Annotated in this window: 13 protein-coding genes; 7 read left to right on the top strand and 6 right to left on the bottom strand. The window is 64.7% G+C overall.

The annotated features are described in order from the left end of the window. Positions 1–3 precede the first annotated feature (3 nt). Both RFM52_RS09290 and RFM52_RS09285 read right to left on the bottom strand, forming a co-directional pair. On the bottom strand, positions 4–1,206 hold the full coding sequence (locus tag RFM52_RS09290; RefSeq protein WP_320296078.1) for a mandelate racemase/muconate lactonizing enzyme family protein: 1,203 nt from the start codon (positions 1,204–1,206) through the stop codon (positions 4–6). Further along, on the bottom strand, positions 1,206–1,925 hold the full coding sequence (locus RFM52_RS09285) for a FadR/GntR family transcriptional regulator (RefSeq protein WP_320296079.1): 720 nt from the start codon (positions 1,923–1,925) through the stop codon (positions 1,206–1,208). Before RFM52_RS09285 ends, RFM52_RS09290 begins: the two co-directional genes overlap by 1 nt. Before the next feature lie 101 nt (positions 1,926–2,026). Between RFM52_RS09285 and RFM52_RS09280 the strand changes: the two genes are divergently transcribed. The 3 genes from RFM52_RS09280 to RFM52_RS09270 all read left to right on the top strand — a co-directional run bounded on the left by RFM52_RS09280 (position 2,027) and on the right by RFM52_RS09270 (position 5,240). Then, entirely contained in the window at positions 2,027–2,926 is a 900-nt protein-coding gene (locus tag RFM52_RS09280; protein WP_320296080.1) for an SMP-30/gluconolactonase/LRE family protein, read from the top strand. Between the two features lie 136 nt (positions 2,927–3,062). Next, positions 3,063–4,301, top strand: coding sequence for a patatin-like phospholipase family protein (locus RFM52_RS09275; RefSeq protein WP_320296393.1), 1,239 nt, complete (start codon positions 3,063–3,065; stop codon positions 4,299–4,301). Positions 4,302–4,535: 234 nt separating this feature from the next. Next, positions 4,536–5,240: an SDR family oxidoreductase gene (locus tag RFM52_RS09270; protein ID WP_320296081.1), complete on the top strand. Its 705-nt coding sequence runs from the start codon at positions 4,536–4,538 to the stop codon at positions 5,238–5,240. A 44-nt stretch (positions 5,241–5,284) separates the two neighbouring features. On the opposite strand, the gene RFM52_RS09265 is transcribed toward RFM52_RS09270, so the two are convergent. The 3 genes from RFM52_RS09265 to RFM52_RS09255 form a co-directional block, all read right to left on the bottom strand. Next, positions 5,285–5,515 (bottom strand): hypothetical protein, encoded by a 231-nt coding sequence (locus tag RFM52_RS09265; RefSeq protein WP_320296082.1) that lies wholly within the window; start codon positions 5,513–5,515, stop codon positions 5,285–5,287. A 70-nt stretch (positions 5,516–5,585) separates the two neighbouring features. After that, on the bottom strand, positions 5,586–5,816 hold the full coding sequence (locus tag RFM52_RS09260) for a hypothetical protein (RefSeq protein WP_320296083.1): 231 nt from the start codon (positions 5,814–5,816) through the stop codon (positions 5,586–5,588). 85 nt (positions 5,817–5,901) lie between these two features. Continuing rightward, the gene (locus tag RFM52_RS09255; RefSeq protein ID WP_320296084.1) at positions 5,902–6,345 is read right to left on the bottom strand and encodes an SRPBCC family protein; all 444 of its coding nucleotides are present in this window, start codon (positions 6,343–6,345) and stop codon (positions 5,902–5,904) included. Between the two features lie 578 nt (positions 6,346–6,923). Between RFM52_RS09255 and eglC the strand changes: the two genes are divergently transcribed. The 3 genes from eglC (at position 6,924) to RFM52_RS09240 (ending at position 11,547) form a co-directional block, all read left to right on the top strand. Continuing rightward, positions 6,924–8,372, top strand: a complete 1,449-nt coding sequence (gene eglC / locus RFM52_RS09250) for an endo-1,3-1,4-beta-glycanase EglC (RefSeq protein WP_320296085.1) — start codon at positions 6,924–6,926, stop codon at positions 8,370–8,372. Between the two features lie 133 nt (positions 8,373–8,505). After that, the gene (locus RFM52_RS09245; RefSeq protein ID WP_320296086.1) at positions 8,506–10,227 is read left to right on the top strand and encodes a type I secretion system permease/ATPase; all 1,722 of its coding nucleotides are present in this window, start codon (positions 8,506–8,508) and stop codon (positions 10,225–10,227) included. Between the two features lie 3 nt (positions 10,228–10,230). Beyond that, positions 10,231–11,547, top strand: a complete 1,317-nt coding sequence (locus RFM52_RS09240) for an HlyD family type I secretion periplasmic adaptor subunit (protein WP_320296087.1) — start codon at positions 10,231–10,233, stop codon at positions 11,545–11,547. Between the two features lie 32 nt (positions 11,548–11,579). Here the strand turns inward: RFM52_RS09240 and RFM52_RS09235 are convergent, their stop codons facing one another. Then, positions 11,580–11,873 (bottom strand): hypothetical protein, encoded by a 294-nt coding sequence (locus RFM52_RS09235; protein WP_320296088.1) that lies wholly within the window; start codon positions 11,871–11,873, stop codon positions 11,580–11,582. 176 nt (positions 11,874–12,049) lie between these two features. Here RFM52_RS09235 and RFM52_RS09230 point away from each other — a divergent pair, with 176 nt between their 5' ends. Beyond that, positions 12,050–12,928 (top strand): ABC transporter permease, encoded by an 879-nt coding sequence (locus RFM52_RS09230; RefSeq protein WP_320296394.1) that lies wholly within the window; start codon positions 12,050–12,052, stop codon positions 12,926–12,928. The last annotated feature ends 4 nt before the right edge of the window (positions 12,929–12,932 follow it).

Raw genomic sequence — 12,932 nt, 5'->3', positions numbered from 1 at the left:
TTTTCAGATGCTTGTCCTGTCGCTGACGCGACGATGGACGGTGTAGGCGCGGCCGAGTTCCGGACTGAGCGCCAGCCCCAGCCCCGGCCCGGGCGGCACGGTGATCATGCCGTCCTTCACTTCCGGCAGCGCGGTGACCAGATCGCGGTACCAGGTGCGGTAGAAGGCGCGCACGCTTTCCTGGACGAGCGCGTTCGGCGCGTTGAGCGAAAGATGCGTCGAGGCGGCGAGCACGACCGGACCGGTGCAGTCATGCGGCGCCACCGGCAGCCGCCATGCCTCGGCCATCGAGGCGATCTTGCGCGCCTCCGACAGGCCGCCGCACCAGGAGATGTCGAGCATGACGATGCCGGCCGCTCCCGTCTCCAGCAGGTCGCGGAAAGCCCAGCGGCTGCCCAGCGTCTCCGAGGCCGAGATCGGTGCCGGACTGGCGGCGGCATAGCGCTTGAGGTCGCCGAGGCTATCCATGCGGATCGGGTCCTCGTGCCAGTAGGTGGCGTAGGGCTTCAGCGCCTGCGCGATCCTGATGGCCGGCAAGAGCTGCCACATCGAGTGGAACTCGACCATGATGTCCATCTTGTCGCCGACGGCTTTGCGAATCTTTTCAAACGGTTCGAGCGCCGCCTTCAAGTCGGCGGCGGAAATGTCGTTGCCGCGCGTCTTTTCCGCCGCGTGGTCGAACGGCCAGATCTTCATGGCGGTGATGCCGTCCTCCAGCAGTTCCCCGGCAAGGTCGTCGGCGCGGGTGAGGAAGGCGTTGAGGTCGTCATAGTCGCGCCCGGCACCGATGCCGTAATTGGCCGTGGTCTGGCCCTTGGCGTCCTTGATGTATTCGGTGCCGGCGCAAGTGTTGTAGGTGCGGATCGAGCGGCGGCTGAAGCCGCCGAGCAATTGCGCGACCGGCTGGTTGGTGGCCTTGCCGAAAATGTCCCACAGCGCGATGTCGAAGGCCGAGTTGCCGCGCACCTCGGCGCCGCTGGAGCGGAAGCCGAGATAGCCGACGAGGTCGGCGGCCAGGAGGTCGATCTGCAGCGGGTCGCGGCCGATCACCCGCGGCGCGACATATTCGTGCAGATATTCCTCGACGGTGCGCGACAAAAAGAAGGTCTCGCCGAGCCCGGTGATGCCCTCGTCGGTATGGACCTCGACCCAGAGCAAATTGGGCCGCTCCTCGATGCGGACGGTTTCGATGGCACGGATCTTCATCAGGCAATCCCCGCGTCGAGCAGCGCCTTGACGCTCTTGTCGAAATGCTCGGCCATGTGCTCGGCCGCCAGCCGTGGATCGCCTTTGAGGATGGCGTCGGCGATGTCCTCATGGCCCTTGATCATCTTGAGCTGGGCTTCGTCCGAGGAGCGGGTGCGCCAGCCGATCACCCAGGTGCGGCGCGTGACGCCGCTGAAAGCGGTGACGATCAGCGAAAAGACCGGGTTGTGCGAGGCCGCCGCGATCGCCTCGTGGAAGGCGATGTCGTGCTCCATGACGGCCTCGGGGTTCGTGAAATTCTCGCGCATCAGCCGGGCCGACTGGGCAATCGCCGCAGCCTCCTGGTCGGTGCGGCGCAGCGCGGCGAGCGCGACCGTGCGCATCTCGATGGTGCGCCTGACGTCATAGACCTGCTGCACGCTGATCTGCTGTGTGGTGATGCCGTGCTCGATCACCATCGACATCGCGCCGGTATCGAGCTTGGCGACGGTGGCACGGCGCCCGGCGCTCATGTCGATGAGCCGCATCGCTGACAGCGAGCGGAAGGCCTCGCGCACGACGGTGCGGGAGACGTTGAGCTGGCGCGTCATGGCGGCTTCGCTGGGCAGCGGATCGCCAGGCGCCAGGCCCTCCGAGCGGATGTGCTGGGTGATCGCCTGGATGGCCGTGCTGACCAGTCCGGGGCTCGGCTCACCCGGTGGGTCCGTCTGCTCCTGCATTGCGCTCCCTCAAAACCTGTATGACAGGTTATTATCGAATTGCTCATATTTGATCCGAAAGATATATGTCAAGTGCATTTCCCGGGAGACGGAGGAGCCCCATGCCCGAAACCGATGCCGCCCTGATCTTCGACGCGCGCGACGTGGTCGGCGAAAGCCTGGTGTGGGACGACCGCCGCGGCAGACTGGTCTGGGTCGACATCATCGGCCGCCGAATCCATCGGCTGGACCCGTCGACCGGAGCGCATGAGAATTGGCCAACGGGCGATCTCGTCACCTCGGTCGGCCTGCGCGCCGATGGCGGCGCCATCATCGGCCTGCGCAAGGGCGTCGCGCTCTGGGATTTCGGCGGGCCGTTGCGAACGCTTGCGACGATCGAGGCGGACCGGCCCGGCACGAGGCTCAACGAAGGCGTCGTCGCGCCGGACGGCTCGTTCTGGGTCGGCACGATGGCCAACAATATCGGGCCGGACGACGCTCCCTTGGCCATCATGAGCGACGAGGGCCGGCTCTACCGGGTCGGTTCCAACGGCAAGGCGACGTCGCTCAGCGAGGACCGCTTCGGCATCACAAACACCATGGCGTGGCTGCCGGACGGCCGCTTCATCACCGCCGACACGATGAGGAACGCGCTCTACAGCTACGGCTGGGACAAGAAGTCGGGACGGCTCGGCGAACGCCTGCCCTTCTTCACCGGTTTCGAGCGCGGCCTGCCGGACGGCTCATGTCTCGACGCCGAGGGTTATGTCTGGAACTGCCGGGTGGTGGGCGGGAGTTGCCTCGCCCGTATCGCGCCCGACGGCAGGCTGGACCGGATCGTCGAGCTGCCTTGCAGTTGGCCGACAAGCTGCACCTTCGGCGGCGCAGGCCTCGACACCCTGTTCGTGACCTCCGCGCGCTTCACGATGAGCGCCGAGCATCTCGATGCGCATCCTTCAGAGGGCGGCCTGTTCGCGCTCAAGCCCGGCGTTCGCGGCGTGCCGGCCAACCGCTTCGGATAATCTCCCCAATAGGTCGGCACGCGGTCCGATTTCCGATCTGTGAAGTTACGCGTTCCCCCACTTGCAAGAATGCCGGCGCTGGGCTGGATTGACCAAAGCCAAGCTCGAGGACGCCAGACAGGCAGAAGGGGCCGCGATGGAGCCGGTTCCGGCTGGATCAGCACCGGACGCGGATGACGGCAGGGCCGAGCGCTACGATCTCGGCCTCTGCCTGTCGGGCGGCGGCTATCGCGCCATGCTGTTTCATGCGGGCGCGCTCTGCCGCCTCAACGAGGCCGGGCTGCTCCAGAAACTCGATATGGTAAGCTCGGTCTCTGGCGGTTCCATCGCGGCCGGGCTGCTCGCGGTGCTTTGGCCGCACTTCACCTTCGTCGACGGCATCGCCGCCAATTTCGATATCTATCTCGACAGGGTACTGGAGTTCTCGCAGGTCTTTCTCGACGCGCCGTCGATCTTCAAGGGCCTGTTCAACCCGTTTTCCAGCGCCGCGCGCGAAGTCGCCGCCTGCTACGAGAAACATCTGTTCGCCGGCTCGAGGCCGATGCTGAAAAGCCTGCCGGAAAAACCCTGGTTCGTGTTCTGCTCCAGCAATCTCGACACCGGCTCGCTGTTCCGGCTGTCGCGGCGCTACATCGCCGACTACCGCATCGGCGTCGCCTACCAGGCCGACCTGCCGGTGGCTCTCGCGGTTGCCGCCTCGTCGGCCTTTCCGCCTTTCCTGTCGCCGCTCCGGCTCGACCTCACGGCGTTCGCATGGCGCAACGACAAGCTCGACCCGAGCGTCGGCGCGCCGGTGCCGCCTTCCCGCGCCGTGCTCACCGATGGCGGCGTCTACGACAATCACGGTATCGAGCCGGCGCTGAAGCGATGCCGCTGGCTGCTGGTCAGCGACGCCGGCGCGCCCTGGCGGGCTTCGAACGCCGGTTACTGGAACTGGTTCTCGCAGTTGAAACGCGTCGCCGACACCACCGACAACCAGGTGCGCTCTTTGCGGCGCCGGGATCTGGTGGCGCGCTTCCTGGCGGCCAAGGACGCCGAGGATCGCGGCCTGCCCAATGACGCGCCCCGGCCCGACTATGCGGCGACGCGCGGCGTCTTCTGGTCGATCGCCAGCAAGCCGGGCGCGACCGAGCCGACTTTCGTGCAGACCGCTGCCACCGCGCCGGCCGATATCGGCACGTCGCTGCATTTCCTGGGCAGCGAAGAGACCGTCGACCTGGTGAACTGGGGCTATTGCGCCGCCGACCAGGCGTTGCGCGGCTGGTACGAGCCGGCGGTCGCTGCCGGCAAGGGCGTGCCGCTGAAGCCGGGCGACGTGAAGCCGGGACGCTGCGCGCGAGTGTCGAAGGCCCTGATGAGTGTGTTCAAGGTTTGAGCCCCTTTTCCTCGCCCCACGCAGTGGGGAGAGGTGGCTCGGCGAAGCCGAGACGGAGAGGGGAGCGCCCTACGAAGGCCCCCTCTCCGTCCGCTTCGCGGCCACCTCTCCCCCGCCTTTGGCGGGGGCGAGGAACCCCAGCCTTCATACGCTGGCGCAATCCAATCCGGTTCGTGCCCTGCCCTCTGCATGCTAACAGAGGCGCTTTCACAATTCCAACGAGTGGACAGCGACATGGCGACAGAAAAAGTAGCTCTGGTGACGGCGGGCGGCAGCGGCATGGGGGCTGCGGCGGCGAAGCGCCTGGCGGCGGACGGTTTCAAGGTCGGCGTGCTGTCGCCCTCCGGCAAGGGCGAGGCGCTGGGCGAGGAACTTGGCGGCTTCGGCGTTACCGGCTCCAACCAGTCGAACGAAGACCTGAAGCGCCTTGCCGACGGCGCGCTGGAGCGCTGGGGCCGCATCGACGTGCTGGTCAACAGTGCCGGCCACGGGCCGCGCGCGCAGATCATCGAGATCAGCGACGAGGACTGGCACAAGGGCATCGACACCTATTTCCTCAACGCCGTGCGCCCGACCCGGCTGGTGACGCCGGTGATGCAGAAGCAGAAAGGCGGCGTCATCATCAACATCTCGACCGCCTGGGCGTTCGAGCCGAGCGCGATGTTCCCGACCTCGGCCGTGGCACGCGCCGGGCTTGCCGCCTACACCAAGATCTTCGCCGACAGCTATGCGGCCGACAACATCCGCATGAACAATGTGCTGCCCGGCTGGATCGACAGCCTGCCGACGACGAACGAGCGCCGCGACAGCGTGCCGATGAAGCGCTACGGCACCTCGGAAGAGATCGCCGCGACGATCTCGTTCCTCGCCTCCGATGGAGCCGCCTACATCACCGGGCAGAACATCCGCGTCGACGGCGGCATCACAAGGGCGCTGTAAGCCACGCGACAGCAGGACGGCGCCCGGCATTGCCGGGCGCCAAGTCATTTGCGACCGCGAAGATGCAGCAGCCAAAGAAAGCCCAGCAGAGCAACGGCAGCGACGAGATTGCCGAAAACGTTGCTCCAAAAACGCGCCGGGTCGTCCACACACGAAATCCAGCTAAGCCTTCCCCGGATCTCGCCAGTCTTCAGGCCATAAGCAAGGTTATAGATCGCGAAGGCGGCGAGTGCCGCCACCAGGACAAAGACGGTGTCGTTTTTGTTGCGATCCATGGAGCACGTGTAGCTGCGCCCGATGAAATTTTGCTTATCGCCGTGCAGGTAACGAGGACGTCGCCTCAAGTCATCCCGGTCTACGGGAATTGAGCACCCACAGAAAGGCTATCGAAGCCACCAGGACAATCGAATTGCCGACCACGATGTTCCAGAAGCGCGTCGGATCGTCTGCGAGGGCGACCCAATGCAACTTGCCCCGGACTTCGCCTGTCCTGATGCCGCAGGCAATGTTGTAGATCGCGATGGCGGCAAGCGCCGCCATCAGGACAAACAGGTCGTTGTTCTTGTTGCGATCCATGGAAGCGGCTTTTAACAGCGCTTGGTGAAATTTTACTTACCTTGGGTAAGGCGGCTGCCGAAAGACCGGCAGCCGCCTGCCTCATTTACTGGTTGATCTCGGGTTCGACGAGCTTGGCCAGGTTGCGCAGCGATTCCTGCCAGCCGAGATAGCAGGCCTCGGCCGGGATGGCGTCCGGGATGCCCGCCTGGGTGATGTTGATCTCGGTGCCGACCGACACTTTCTTCAAGGTCACCGTCACCTCGATCTGGCCCGGCAGGTTGGGGTCGTCGAAGCGGTCGGTGTAGCGCAGGCGCTCACCCGGAACGAGCTCGACGAATTCGCCGCCGAAGGCGTGGCTGTCGCCAGTGGTGAAGTTGCGGAAGGACATCTTGTAGGCGCCGCCGACCTTGCCGTCGAACTCGTGCACCGTACAGGTAAAGCCGTTCGGCGGCAGCCACTTCGCCAGCGCGTCCGCCTCGACGAACGCGCGGTAAACCTTCTCCGGCTTGGTTGCCAGGACACGGTGCAGTTGGATGGTGCTCGGCATGTCTCGATATCCTCTCAGGTTTCGTTGATCGATGCCCCAAGGACGGGCGGCCCCCAGCCGATCCGACAGAAGCTGTCAAATTTTTTGCCCGGCGGCTACCTGCCACCCTTGCAACGGAGGCTGCGGACATGAGCGCTTCGATCAGGCCGGGCATCGTCGGCGGCGCGGGCTGGTCGGGCGCAGCGTAACGCGATGTGTGACATCGTTGGGCATCGCTGTTCGTTCGGGTTGATCGCTTTTCTAGAGCAGACCGAAATCGCTTCCGGCTCGGAGGTCCAACGTCGCAAATATGGCGACTCAGCGCCTCGATCACCGCGCGGCCACGCTGGCCGATTGCGGTCACGCGCTGCATCTTGCCCAATATTTCAGCATGAGCCTTGCAATATTGAGTAAAATTGAGCAATTCAACGTGTAATTATCGCGTATAAATTGTATTAGAACCACCTTATTATCTCTATTTCTAATCATTAATCGATGAGTGGTAATTTTTTGTCTGTACTGTAACGCGAATCCTTGGAACCATAGGCCGGCTTGCAGGTTGGCCTGAAAATCAGGCGCCACCAAGAAAGGAGTGTCCGATGAGCTTCGTTGTCAACGCGGTAGGCGTTCCTCTTTACTACAGCGGCGCTTCCAATCACTGGCTTTCGGCGTCCTCGCCCGGGACGATGAACGGCACCTCAGGCAACGACTCCATCTGGGGCACCAGCGGCGTCAACGTCACCATGTATGGCGGCCAAGGCGACGACATCTATTACCTCTATTCGGCGGGCAACAAGGTGGTCGAGAACCCTGGCGAGGGCATCGACACGATCAACACATGGATGAGCTACACGCTGCCGAACAATGTCGAGAACCTCGTCGTCACCAACGCCCACAACTATGCCTTCGGCAATTCGCTGGACAACATCATCACCGCCACGGCGGGCGGCCAGACGATCGACGGCGGGGCGGGCAACGATGTGCTGATCGATGGCGGCGGCGGCGCCGATGTTTTCATCATCGCGAAGGGCAACGGCAGCGACTCGATCGTCAATTTCGCCTCGAACGATGCCGTCCGGCTCGATGGCTACGGATTCACGTCGTTCGCCGCCGTCCACGACGCGATGATCCAGGCGGGACCGAATGTGGTGCTGAACCTTGGATCCAGCGAAATCCTCGAATTCAAGAACACCACGATCGACAAATTGCAGGCCAACAATTTCCAGCTGCCGATCGACAAGTCCGGCATGACGCTGTCCTTCAGCGACGAGTTCAACACGCTGAACCTTCACAGCAACCAGGGCGGCACCTGGGACACCAACTTCTGGTGGGGCGCGCCGAACGGCAGCACGCTGACCCGCAATGGCGAGTTGCAGTGGTACATCGACGCCAATTACGCGCCGACCAGCTCCGTGCATCCGTTCAGCGTGCAGAACGGGGTTCTCACCATCACCGCGGCGCAGGCGCCGGCCGACATCAAGCCGCTGATCAACAATTACGAATACACATCCGGCATCCTGACCACGCATGACTCGTTCTCGCAGACCTACGGCTATTTCGAAATGAAGGCCGACCTGCCGGAAAACGCCGGCGCCTGGCCGGCCTTCTGGCTGCTGCCGGAAGACGGCTCGTGGCCGCCGGAGCTCGACGTGATGGAGATGTATGGCCAGAAGCCGAATTCGCTGCTGATGACCGCGCATACCAACCAGACGGGCCAGCACACGACGGTCGGATCCACGGTGAACGTCATGGATACCGCAGGCTTCCACACCTATGGCCTCTTATGGACGCCGGACAAGCTGATCTGGACCTATGACGGCGTGCAGGTCGCGGCGGCGGCGACGCCGTCCGACATGAACAAGCCGATGTACATGCTGGTCGATCTCGCGGTGGGTGGCCAGGCGGGCGCGCCGCCGGACCATCTGGCGACACCGGCGCAGATGAAGATCGATTATATCCACGCCTATACGCTGAACGATCTGCCAAGCCAGGCGGCGGCGCTGACCAGCCACACCGCAAGCAGCACGACAAGCGAGCATACGGTCTGAAGCGAGGGCGGTCTTTCGGATCGCGCGCTTCAGGCTTCTGATATTGCGCATGTCTTTTTCGAAACCGGTTCCCGGTTTCCCGACGGACATGCATCAGGCGATCGGCCAATGGGCTTCGACAGGGAGTGCGGGAATGGCTGGACAGTCGGGATTGCGGCCGGTCTTGCGTCGCGCCATCGCCGATGTCGGCCTGTTCTCGCTGCTCATCAACCTGCTGCTGCTGGTGATCCCGCTTTACCTGCTGCAGGTCTATGACCGCGTCCTGCCCTCCTCCAGCGTCGAGACGCTTGTCTATCTGTCGATTATCGCGGTCGCGGCGCTTGGCTTCCTTGGCTTGCTCGACGCCATCCGCGCGGTCTACACGCAGCGCATCGCCGCGACGGTCAACGACAGGCTGGGCGCAAGGATGTTCGCCGCTTCGCTCGGCGCCCGGAGCGCGCCGTCGCCGCTCGCCGACCTCGCCGCGGTCTGCGCCTTCATCCGCTCGCGCGGTGTTTCGGTGCTGTTCGACCTGCCCTTCGCGCCGGTCTTCCTGGGCCTGCTCTATCTGATCCATCCGGTGCTGTTTTGGGTGACGCTCGGCGGCGCGGCGCTGCTGGTCGTGCTGGTCGTGGCCAACCAGCTTGCCATCGGCGGGAACGATGCGCTCTCGGCGGAGCGCTCGGCTCTGGCCAGCCGGGCCGAGCAGGCCTTTGCCCGCAACGCCGAGACGCTGCGCGCCATGGGCATGGTGGAGAACGCCGCGCGCGCATGGGGGCGGCATGTGGCGGCCGCGCTTGCCCTGCATGACCGTTCGGCCGGCGCCAATGCGCTTTTCAGCGGCGCGTCGCGGGCGTTGCGCATGATGCTGCAGCTGGCGATCCTCGGCGCCGGCGCCTGGCTGGTGCTCAAGGGCGAGATGACGGCCGGCATGATCTTCGCGTCCTCGCTGGTGTCGTCGCGCGCGCTGCAGCCACTGGACCAGCTGATCGGTTCCTGGCGGCAGCTCGCCGACGCCAGGCGCGCATGGTCGCGGCTGGCAGCCACGCTCGCGGCGCAGCCGGCAGCGGCGAGCAGGCTCATCCTGCCCGACCCGACCGGCGCGATTGCCGCGCAGGATCTTTTCTTCATCGCGCCTGACGCCACATTCGGCGCCGAGCCCATCCTGAAGCGGCTGAGCTTCGCCATAAGCGCCGGCGAAGCGGTGGCGATCGTCGGCCCGAGCGGCGCCGGCAAATCGACGTTGGCGCGGCTGCTGGTCGGAGCTGCCCAGCCGAGCGGCGGCACGGTCAGGATCGACGGCGCCGAGCTCAGGACCTGGGACGAGAACCAGCTCGGACGGCATGTCGGCTATCTGGCGCAGGAGGTGGAGCTTTTCCCGGGCTCCATCGCCGACAACATCGCCCGTTTCGACGCGGACGCGGACGACGCGGCGATCATCGAGGCGGCAAAACGCGCCGAGGCGCATGAGCTGGTCCTTTCGCTGCGCGACGGCTATCAGACGACGGTCGCCGGAACGCTGTCGGGCGGCGAGCGGCAGCGCATCGGCTTGGCGCGCGCCTTCTACGGCAATCCGCGCATCCTGGTTCTGGACGAGCCGAGCACGCATCTCGACGGCGCCGGAGAGACAGCACTGGAAGCGGTGCTCGCTGCCGCGCGCGCCGCGGGCGTCACCACCATCGTCATCACGCATCGCCCCGCGATCGCCTCGGCTTGCGACCGCGTGATGGTCTTGCGCGGCGGCGTCATCGAGGCGTTCGGACCGAGCGCGGAGATCTTGCGGCAACCGGGCAAGGGCGCGCAGCGGAGCACGGTGGTCACGGGATCGTTCGCGCCAACCATCCGCGCCGCGCCGACCATCCGCTACGGGTCCTGAACGATGACGCAGAGCCTCATCTTCGAAAGCCGCCCGCGCACCGATTTCCGCCGCACGGCCTTCGCCGGCTACGCGGCGATCGCGCTGCTCGCCGGCGGCTTCGGCTATTGGGCGGCCAAAGCGCCTCTTGCCGGCGCCGTGATCACCCAGGGCACGATCGCTGCAACCGACGGCAACATCCTGATCCAGCACCGCGAGGGCGGCATCATCAGGCAGTTGCTGGCGCGCGAAGGCGACCATGTCCGGGAGGGCCAGGACCTCATCCTGCTCGACCGGACCGCCCCGGAGGCCGATCTCAACCGACTGACAAGGCAGTGGATCGCGCTCAAAGCAAGCGCCGCACGGCTGGAGGCCGAGCGCGACGGCCTCGCCACGCTGGCGCCGATCGCCGAGCCAGCGCCTGCGCCGTTCCAGCAGGAATTCGAAAACCTCATCCGCGAGCAGCAGAAGGAGTTCGACGCCAGGCTTGCGCGGTTCCATTCGGAGCAGTCGATCCTGGCGCAGCGCGTCGCCATGCATCGCGAGTCGGTCAAAGGGCTGAACGCGCAAAAGTTGGCAATCGAGCAGCAGGCCGAGGTGGTGAAGAAGGAGCTCGGCATCAAGACCGATCTTCTGGGCAAGGGCCTCACCAATCGCACGGAGTATTCGCAACTCTTGCGCTCGGAGGCCGATCTCGTCGGCCAGGCCGGCGCGCTGGAGGCGGACCTCGCCTCGGCCAACACGCAGATCGTCGAGGCGGAGGCGCAGACCGAACGCGCGACGACCCAGCGCGTCGAGGAAGCGCTGACCAAGCTCGACGATGTGCGCACCAACCTCGCCGATATCGAGGAGCGGATGCGCGCGGCGCAAGCGGTGCTGAAGCGCACGACGATCACCGCGCCGGCGGCGGGCATCGTCGTGTCCTCGACCTATAATTCGCAAGGCAGCGTGGTGGCGCCCGGCGAGAAGATCATGGAGATCCTGCCCACGTCATCCGGCCTGGTAGTGGACGCCAGGCTGCGGCCGAAGGATATCGACCAGGTGCATGTCGGCCAGCAGGCAAAGCTCAGGCTCTCCGCGCTCAACACGCGTCTTACGCCGGAAGTCCCGGCCACGGTGAGCGAGATTTCCGCCGACCGGCTGATCGACCAGGCCACCCACGAACCCTATTTCCGTGCCAGGCTGAAGATCGCCGACGCCCTGCCCCCGGGCGTGAAGAGAGAACAGCTTTATCCCGGCACCCCGGTCGACACCTTCATCAGCACCGGCGACCGGACTTTCTTCGAATATCTGGTGCGCCCGATGATGGACTCGTTCGCAAGGGCGTTTGCGGAAAGATAGGGGCGGACGGCGTGTTGCGGCGGCCGGACGGCCTATTCCAGGAACATTAGCGCCGTGGCCAAGAAGCCCATTCCGAAGGAAGACGCCATCGAATAGGCGATCATACCGACAGCCACGTAGCCCCCGTTGCCTGACGATATATGGCTGCCGACCGTGCCGAAAGCCACGAGCCAGCACGCTACGATCAACCCGATGATCGCCCCTATGGCGATGTTCTTGATCACAAAGAGCACCAGTGAAGGCATGAGCCCTGCTCCCAAAAGGGTGCGGCCCACGGCTTGCGGCCTCGTGAGCCGGCAGCTGTCATTCAACGCCCAGAGATGCATCTGGTTGCTCCTGCCGTCCCTTTTCACTGCTGCGCCGGTTCGAGGGGCCTGACGGCAATCGCGGACACGCGACCGCTCTGGCTCAATCACCGCCTGTAGACATCGCGGCGGCAATGAAACAATCTTCACTGTGGGAACATAAGCGCGTCGAAGAAGACGCCTACCTCCGGGTGCGCATGAACAATCGCTGGACCTTGTACGATCCACGCCTGGCCTGGATGCTGGTTGCACCGGTGCTTCTGCTGCTGATCTTCTTCCTGGTGCTGCCGATCGCGGTGATGGCGGCCTATACGTTCTTCACCTTCGTCACCGCCGGCGTCGAAACCAGCGCGCTGACCCCCGCAAACTGGCAGGAATTCTTCACCGACAGCTACTATTCCGGCTTCCTTCTGAAGACGCTGAGGGTCGGCGCGATCACCGCGCTGCTGTGCGGCGTGCTCGGCTATTTCCCTGCCTATTTCATCTGGGCGACGAGCTTCAGGCACAAATGGCTGCTCTTGCTCCTGCTCATCGTGCCGTTCTGGATCAGCTTTACCATCCGCACCTTTTCCTGGATCAACATCCTGGGCGAACAGGGCGTCATCAACGTCGCGCTGCTCAAGATGGGCATCATCAACGAGCCGCTGCAGATGCTCTACAACGAAGGCGCGGTGATCCTGGGACTGCTGCATTTCCTCCTGCCCTACATGATCCTCAACGTCTATGTCAGCCTCGAGGGGATCGACCGCACGCTGATTGCGGCGGCGCGCTCGATGGGCTGCACCAGCGCGCAGGCGTTCCGCGAGGTGACCCTGCCCCTCTCCCTGCCCGGCCTGGCGGCCGGGCTGCTGCTCTGCTTCGTGCTGGCGGCCGGCAGCTATGTGACGCCGCAGTTGCTCGGCTCGGGCCGCGACGCGCTGTTCGGCAACCTGATCTACGACACGATCATGGGCGAATTGAACTGGCCGATGGGCGCGACGCTGTCGATCGTGCTGTTCGTCGTGCTCGGCTTCTTCGCCGCCATCTACACCCGCTACATGGGCATGTCGCAGATCGTCAAAGGGCTTGGTGGATGAGGAA

Source organism: Mesorhizobium humile, assembly GCF_033977215.1.
Classification (GTDB): Bacteria; Pseudomonadota; Alphaproteobacteria; order Rhizobiales; family Rhizobiaceae; genus Mesorhizobium; species Mesorhizobium humile.
The sequence above is the reverse complement of the archived record's forward strand: the minus strand, read 5'-3'. Positions and strand labels throughout refer to the sequence as shown.

Bases quoted from the DNA above. Each gene is read 5' to 3' on its own strand.
- RFM52_RS09260 (WP_320296083.1), bottom strand. From the start codon at position 5,816: ATGGATCGCAACAAGAACAACGACCTGTTTGTCCTGATGGCGGCGCTT.
- RFM52_RS09265 (WP_320296082.1), bottom strand. From the start codon at position 5,515: ATGGATCGCAACAAAAACGACACCGTCTTTGTCCTGGTGGCGGCACTC.
- RFM52_RS09285 (WP_320296079.1), bottom strand. From the start codon at position 1,925: ATGCAGGAGCAGACGGACCCACCGGGTGAGCCGAGCCCCGGACTGGTC.
- RFM52_RS09230 (WP_320296394.1), top strand. From the start codon at position 12,050: ATGAACAATCGCTGGACCTTGTACGATCCACGCCTGGCCTGGATGCTG.
- RFM52_RS09280 (WP_320296080.1), top strand. From the start codon at position 2,027: ATGCCCGAAACCGATGCCGCCCTGATCTTCGACGCGCGCGACGTGGTC.
- RFM52_RS09290 (WP_320296078.1), bottom strand. From the start codon at position 1,206: ATGAAGATCCGTGCCATCGAAACCGTCCGCATCGAGGAGCGGCCCAAT.
- RFM52_RS09245 (WP_320296086.1), top strand. From the start codon at position 8,506: ATGGCTGGACAGTCGGGATTGCGGCCGGTCTTGCGTCGCGCCATCGCC.
- eglC (WP_320296085.1), top strand. From the start codon at position 6,924: ATGAGCTTCGTTGTCAACGCGGTAGGCGTTCCTCTTTACTACAGCGGC.
- RFM52_RS09255 (WP_320296084.1), bottom strand. From the start codon at position 6,345: ATGCCGAGCACCATCCAACTGCACCGTGTCCTGGCAACCAAGCCGGAG.
- RFM52_RS09270 (WP_320296081.1), top strand. From the start codon at position 4,536: ATGGCGACAGAAAAAGTAGCTCTGGTGACGGCGGGCGGCAGCGGCATG.
- RFM52_RS09275 (WP_320296393.1), top strand. From the start codon at position 3,063: ATGGAGCCGGTTCCGGCTGGATCAGCACCGGACGCGGATGACGGCAGG.
- RFM52_RS09240 (WP_320296087.1), top strand. From the start codon at position 10,231: ATGACGCAGAGCCTCATCTTCGAAAGCCGCCCGCGCACCGATTTCCGC.
- RFM52_RS09235 (WP_320296088.1), bottom strand. From the start codon at position 11,873: ATGCATCTCTGGGCGTTGAATGACAGCTGCCGGCTCACGAGGCCGCAA.